Below are 6,057 nucleotides of genomic sequence, written 5' to 3'. Positions count from 1 at the left end.
GATGGCGAGATAGATCACGAGAACGCTCCGGGGAACGGCGTGCCTCGGGAAAAAATAGAAGAACGTCGCGAACGCGAGGAGCTGCGCGGCCTGGGCCGGGAGGAGCAGCCGGGAGAGCGAGCCGACGACCCGCGCACGCGGCCCGTAGAGGCCGAAGATCATGAGCGCCAGCCACTGCACGCCGAGGACGATGGCGATCGATCGTGCCGTCAGGCCGAAGTTCCGCGGCGGCAGGAGCGACTCCGTGAAGGGGACCGGTAGGCTCAGCCGGATCGCCCGGGCGAGCGCGATCGCCGCGAGCGCCGCCGCCGCGTCTCCGGCAACCGCCGCCCAGCGGAACACCGGACGGTCGACGGTTCTCTTCTGCATGGGTCGCCGGCATGATAGCGCGCCGCCCCCGCCGGTCGGACCTCGCGGCGCGAGCGGCCTCGCCGCGCGCTTCGGCGGTCGCGGCCTCTCTCGCAACGGTCTCGCCGCGCCGGCCAAAAGAAAAGCCCCGGCTTTCGCCGGGGCTCGAAAACCTCACCCTCCGGTCCCCCTCTCCGCGGGAGAGGGGTGGCCGAAGGCCGGGGCGAGGTCAGTACATTCCGCCCATTCCGCCGCCCATGCCGCCCGGCATGCCGCCGCCCGCGGGAGCCTTGTCCTTCTCCTTGATCTCGGAGACGAGGGCTTCCGTGGTGAGCATCGGGCCGGCGATCGACGCCGCGTTCTGGAGCGCGTTCTTGGTGACCTTGGCGGGATCGATGATGCCCGACCGGACCATGTCCTCGACCTTCTCGGTCGCGGCGTTCAGGCCGAAGTTGGCGCCCTTCTCCTTGATCTCGTTGATGATGACGGAGCCCTCGAGGCCGGCGTTGTGGACGATCTGACGGAGAGGCTCCTCGAGCGCCCGCTTGACGATCTGGATGCCGATCTTGATGTCGCCCTTCTGGTCCTTCGTCGCCTTGTCGACGGCTTCGATCGCGCGGTAGAGCGCGACGCCGCCGCCCGGGACGATCCCGTCCTCGACGGCCGCCTTCGTCGCGTGCATGGCGTCCTCGACGCGGGCCTCCTTCTCCTTCATCTCGGTCTCGGTCGCCGCTCCGACCTTGATCACCGCGACGCCGCCGACGAGCTTCGCGAGCCGCTCCTGGAGCTTCTCACGGTCGTAGTCGGAGGTCGTCTCGTCGATCTGGGTACGGATCTGCTTGACCCGGCCGGCGATGGCTTCCTTCTTCTTCTTGTCGGAGGTGTCGGTGACGATCGTCGTGTTCTCCTTGTCGACCGTGACCTTCTTCGCGGAGCCGAGGTCCTCCCACTTGACGCTCTCGAGCTTGATCCCGAGGTCCTCGGAGATGAGCTTCCCGCCCGTGAGGATCGCGATGTCTTCGAGCATCGCCTTGCGGCGGTCGCCGAATCCCGGCGCCTTCACCGCGGCGACCTGGAGCGTGCCGCGCAGCTTGTTGACGACGAGTGTCGCGAGCGCTTCGCCCTCGACCTCTTCGGCGATGATGAGGAACGGCTTGCCCTGCTTGGCGACCTGCTCGAGGATCGGGAGCAGGTCCTTCATGTTGGAGATCTTCTTCTCGAAGAGGAGGACCTTGGCGTTCTCGAGGACGCACTCCATCCGCTCGGCGTCGGTGATGAAGTACGGCGAGAGATAGCCGCGGTCGAACTGCATGCCCTCGACGACTTCGAGCGTCGTCTCCAGGCCCTTGGCTTCCTCGACCGTGATCACGCCGTCCTTGCCGACCTTGTCCATCGCCTCGGCGATGATCCGGCCGATCTCGGCGTCGTTGTTGGCGGAAATCGTCCCGACGTGAGCGATGTCCTTGCCCTGGACGTCGGTCTTGATCTTGTCGATGTGGTCGACCGCCGCCCGGACGGCGATGTCGATTCCCTGCTTGAGCTCCATCGGGTTCGCGCCCGCGGTCACGTTCTTCGAGCCCTCGCGGTAGATCGCCTGAGCGAGCACCGTCGCGGTCGTCGTGCCGTCGCCGGCGACGTCGGAGGTCTTCGAAGCGACCTCGCGCACCATCTGCGCGCCCATGTTCTCGAGCGAGTCCTCGAGCTCGATCTCCTTGGCGACCGTGACGCCGTCCTTGGTGATCGTCGGCGAGCCGAACTTCTTCTCGAGAACGACGTTGCGGCCCTTCGGCCCCAGCGTCACCTTCACGGCGTCGGCGAGCTTGTTCACGCCCCGGAGGACACGCTGGCGGGCGTCCTCACCGTACAGAATCATCTTTGCAGCCATTGTGTCTTCTCCTTTACTTCTCGATGACCGCGAGAACTTCGTCTTCCCGCATGATCAGATGTTCGACGTCCTCGATCTTGATCTCCTGCCCCGCGTACTTGCCGATCAGGATTCGGTCGCCCTTCTTGACGTCGAGGGGCGTGATCTTCCCCTCTTCGTTGATCTTTCCCTTTCCGACCGAGACGACTTCCGCCTCCATCGGCTTTTCTTTCGCGCTGTCCGGGATGATGATCCCGCCGCGCTTGACTTCCTTCTCCTCGATCCGCTTGACGAGGATCCTGTCGTACAGAGGTCGAATCTTCATATCCGCTTCTCCTTTCGTTTGCTTATCCGGCGAATCCGGCTGTTTCCGAGGCTGGTCGAGCTGTTAGCACTCCCCGATCACGAGTGCCAATTATCGGTCGTCAGGACGGCGCTGTCAAGCCGTATAAATAGCTTGTTCTAAATAGGTTATTTTTGGGTTGCGCGAGGGGCGCTCAGGTATGAAATGATGACAGCAGCTCCGCTCGCGATCGCCTCCCATGCGATCGTGACGGGCACGACCGCTCCGGGAAGGCGGCGAAAGAGCGCGGCCGTCGTGACCGCGTTGCCGGCGAGCGGAACGAGCAGAACGGCGCAGAGCGCCGCCGCCCGCCCGCGGGCGGCGAGCACCGTCGCCGCGAAGATCGCGGGAGACAGGAACAGCAGGAACGGGGCGAGCCCCGAGAGCCAGGGCGCCGCCGCCGCGTATCCGGCGCCGTATGCCAGGCGGACGAGGAGCGCGGGCGCGGCGCGCAGGACCGCCGTCATCGCCGCTCCGCCGACGGCGAAGAGGAGCAGGAGCCGCCCGATTCCGGTCCCCTCGCCGGCGGGCCGCCGCGAGAGCGCCGGGTAGATGGCGGCCGAGGCGATGACCGGGAGGAGCCCCGCGCCGAGGACGAGCGTCGCGGCGGCGGCGAAAAACGCCGTGCGCTCCGCATCGCCGCCGAGCTGCTGGAAGGCGACGACGTCGACGCGCAGGAGCCATCCTCCCGCGACGGCCGGGAGCCCGTAGGGCGCGGCGGCCGCCATGCGCCGCATCGCGCCCTTCGGAAGCGACCACGAGAATCCGGGCAGGAGCGCGCGGAAACCCGCGACCGCGCCGGCCAGGCACGCGGCTCCCGCGACGGCGAGCGCCCACACGACGGTCGCGAGCGACCAGCGGAGCGCGAGGGCGGCCGCGCCGACCCCGACGAGCACCGTCGTCTCGGCGAGCCTCAGCGCGAACTCCTTCCAGATCACCTCGCGGGCCCGAAAGACCGTCGCGAGGAAGGCGGTGACGGAGCGGAACAGCAGGTAAAGGCCGACCCCGAGGGCCACCGGCGCCTCCGCGCCCGCGGCGGCCGAGACGGCGACGATTACGGCGAGGGCGGCCGCCGCCGAGATCGTCCGGAGAGAGAAATACTCCGAAAGCACCGAACCGATGCGCTCGCGCCGGATCGCTCCCTCCCGGACGAACGATTCCGTCACCCCGAGGCTCGTCAGCGCGATCACGATGAGCAACAGCGAGTACGCCCAGGCGAACACGCCGTACCGCGCCGGCGCGAGCGCCCGGACGAGGAGAATCTGCAGCAGCACGTTGCCGACGCGGGCCGCGGTCTCGGCCATGCCCATCCAGAGGACCGAGCCGAGGTAGCGGGGACGCTCGCTCACGCGCGCGCGGTCGGGATGAGCCCGCGCACGCGCGCGGCCCACGCCTCGCCGATCCGGTCCCAGCTCCTCTCGCGCAGGACTTCCGCGGCCGCGGCTTCCGATTCCGCCCGCCCCTCTCCGGGCGGACGCGCCTCGGCCGCGGCGATCGCGGCGGCGGCCTCCTCGGCGTCGTCGGCGAAGAGGACGTTCGCGGCGCGTTCGGCGCGGATCTCGGCCGTTCGCGTGGCGACGGCCGGCACGGCGAGCGCGAGCGACTCGAAGAGCTTCAGAGGAGACGCGCCGTCGCCCACCGCGTCCCGCGTGAACGGGCACAGCGAGAACGCGCATCCGGCCAGACGCGCGAGCGCCTCGCCGTGCGGGAGCGGCCCCGTGAGCTCGACGTTCCCGAGGCGTTTCCGTTCGACACGCCCGCGCACCTCGGCGAGTCGGCGTCCGCCGCCGATCAGCACGAACCGGCGCCCCGGCAGCCGCGCGGCGAGCTCGAGCACGAGGTCGAAGTCGATGAAGTACTCGAAGGAGCCGAGAAAGCCGATCGAAGCATTCCGGGCCGCCTCGCCGGCGGCGTTCCGCGCCGCCTCGCCGGCGGCGTTCCGGGCCGCCGCTTCGCGGGCGCTCCCGATCTCCTCGGGATCGACGCCGTTCGGAACGAACGCCGCCTTTTCGCCCAGCCGCGGCAGGAGGACGCGCGACGGGGTCGTGACGAGCGCCGCTCCGCGAATCATCCGCGAGAGCGCGCGGCGGGCGGCGATCGCGAGCGCCGGGCCGAGAATGCCTCCTTCGACGCGGAGCATGGCGGGAAGATCGTCCGCGACGTCGAAGACGACCGCCGCGGGATAGTCCAGCAGCGACTCCTGCGTGACGTTGTAGACGAGGAGCACGTCGGGGCGCGCGGTCCGCGCGATCGCCCGCGCCCGCCGGTTGGCGGCGAGGGAATAGGCTCCCTTCTTCACGATCTTGTCGAACGGAAGACGCGCCTCCCAGAAAGGCCGGAACACGCGGACCTCCTCGGTGCGGAATCCCGCGGGGAGCGGAATGTCCACGTCTCTGTAGTTCGTCTCGTCGCTCCGCCGCGCGGGGGGCTCGAGCAGGGTCACCTCGTCCCCGGCCCGCGCGCGAGCCGCCAGCAGCTGCTGGTAGCGGCTCCAGTTCGCGGCGCGAGCGCGCGCGAGGTAGGGGAAGAGGATCCTCACGCGTTTCGCCGCGCGGAGAGCCAGCGGCCGCGCGACGAGAGCGAACGCAGCGCGCCCGCCGCCCAGACGAGCGGGTAGATCGGGGCGGCGAGGACCGCCGGAAGATAGAACGCCGGCCGATCGACGACGAGCAGCCCGCCCGCGAGCAGCAGGACGTCCCGGAGCAGGAATATCCCGAGGAGCGCCTCGACCCACCGCCACGGGGACCCGGCGGCGAGCAGGAGAAGCGCGACGAAGAGCGCGAGCCGCGCGGAAAAGAAGAGAGAACGGGGCTTGGCGAAGAGCGAGACGACGAGCGTCGCCCCGGAAAGCGACCCGAGCAGCCGTGCGATCTCGCGCCGCCGGGCGCCGAGCGCGGCGAGATGGCCTCCGAGCCAGCGCGCGCGCTGCCGCACGACGCCGGAAGCGGTCGCGGGCTTCGGATCACGGACCGAGGCCGCCAGAGGCCGGACGCGCACGCCGTCGGCCGCGAGCAGCAGCGTGGTCTCCAGGTCCTCGACGAAGGTCGAACAGCGGGCGAGAGCGCCGGCGAGGAGCGACCGTTCCATCACCATCCCCGTGCCGCGCAGCGGGATCCCCCAGCCGAATCCGGCGCGGAGGCGATCCGAGATCCGCTGCGAGACGATCTCGGAATACGCGGCGATCCGCGAGACGAGCGACGCGGAGGGCACCGGGTCGACGAATGCCTGGAGGGCGCGCGCGCCGGACGCCAGCGCCGCGTCGGCGGCCTCGAAGAAGCGGGCCGACGGCTCCGAGTCGGCGTCGAACACGGCGACGGCCTCCCGCGGATTCCCGGGAACGCATCCGAGAGCGAAGCGGAGCGCTCCTCCCTTCCCGCGCCCGGACGCCTCGTCGTCGCGGACGACGACGTCCGCGCCCGCGGCGCGCGCGACCTGCGCGGTGTCGTCCCCGCAGCGATCCGCCACGACGAGCAGACGGTCGGACCCCGGCCGCATCGCCTGC

Annotated in this window: 6 protein-coding genes; all 6 read right to left on the bottom strand. The window is 69.9% G+C overall.

Annotation, left to right across the window (positions count from 1 at the left end; all coding sequences use genetic code 11):
* Positions 1-369 (bottom strand): hypothetical protein (locus tag VKH46_09960; GenBank protein ID HKB71155.1); only part of this gene is annotated, 369 nt, incomplete at its 3' end.
* Between the two features lie 208 nt (positions 370-577).
* Positions 578-2,233, bottom strand: a complete 1,656-nt coding sequence (gene groL / locus VKH46_09955; GenBank protein HKB71154.1) for a chaperonin GroEL — start codon at positions 2,231-2,233, stop codon at positions 578-580.
* A 13-nt stretch (positions 2,234-2,246) separates the two neighbouring features.
* On the bottom strand, positions 2,247-2,537 hold the full coding sequence (locus VKH46_09950) for a co-chaperone GroES (GenBank protein HKB71153.1): 291 nt from the start codon (positions 2,535-2,537) through the stop codon (positions 2,247-2,249).
* A 146-nt stretch (positions 2,538-2,683) separates the two neighbouring features.
* Positions 2,684-3,904: an oligosaccharide flippase family protein gene (locus VKH46_09945; GenBank protein ID HKB71152.1), complete on the bottom strand. Its 1,221-nt coding sequence runs from the start codon at positions 3,902-3,904 to the stop codon at positions 2,684-2,686.
* Positions 3,901-5,094, bottom strand: coding sequence for a glycosyltransferase (locus VKH46_09940; protein HKB71151.1), 1,194 nt, complete (start codon positions 5,092-5,094; stop codon positions 3,901-3,903). The genes VKH46_09945 and VKH46_09940 overlap by 4 nt, the downstream gene beginning before the upstream one ends.
* The coding region (locus tag VKH46_09935) for a glycosyltransferase family 2 protein (protein HKB71150.1) at positions 5,091-6,057 on the bottom strand (967 nt) is incomplete at its 5' end. The genes VKH46_09935 and VKH46_09940, both read right to left, overlap by 4 nt.

The sequence above is a fragment of the Thermoanaerobaculia bacterium genome, assembly GCA_035260525.1.
Lineage (GTDB): Bacteria > Acidobacteriota > Thermoanaerobaculia > UBA5066 > DATFVB01 > DATFVB01.
Note: the sequence above shows the minus strand (reverse complement) of the source record. Positions and strands in the feature narration are given on the sequence as shown.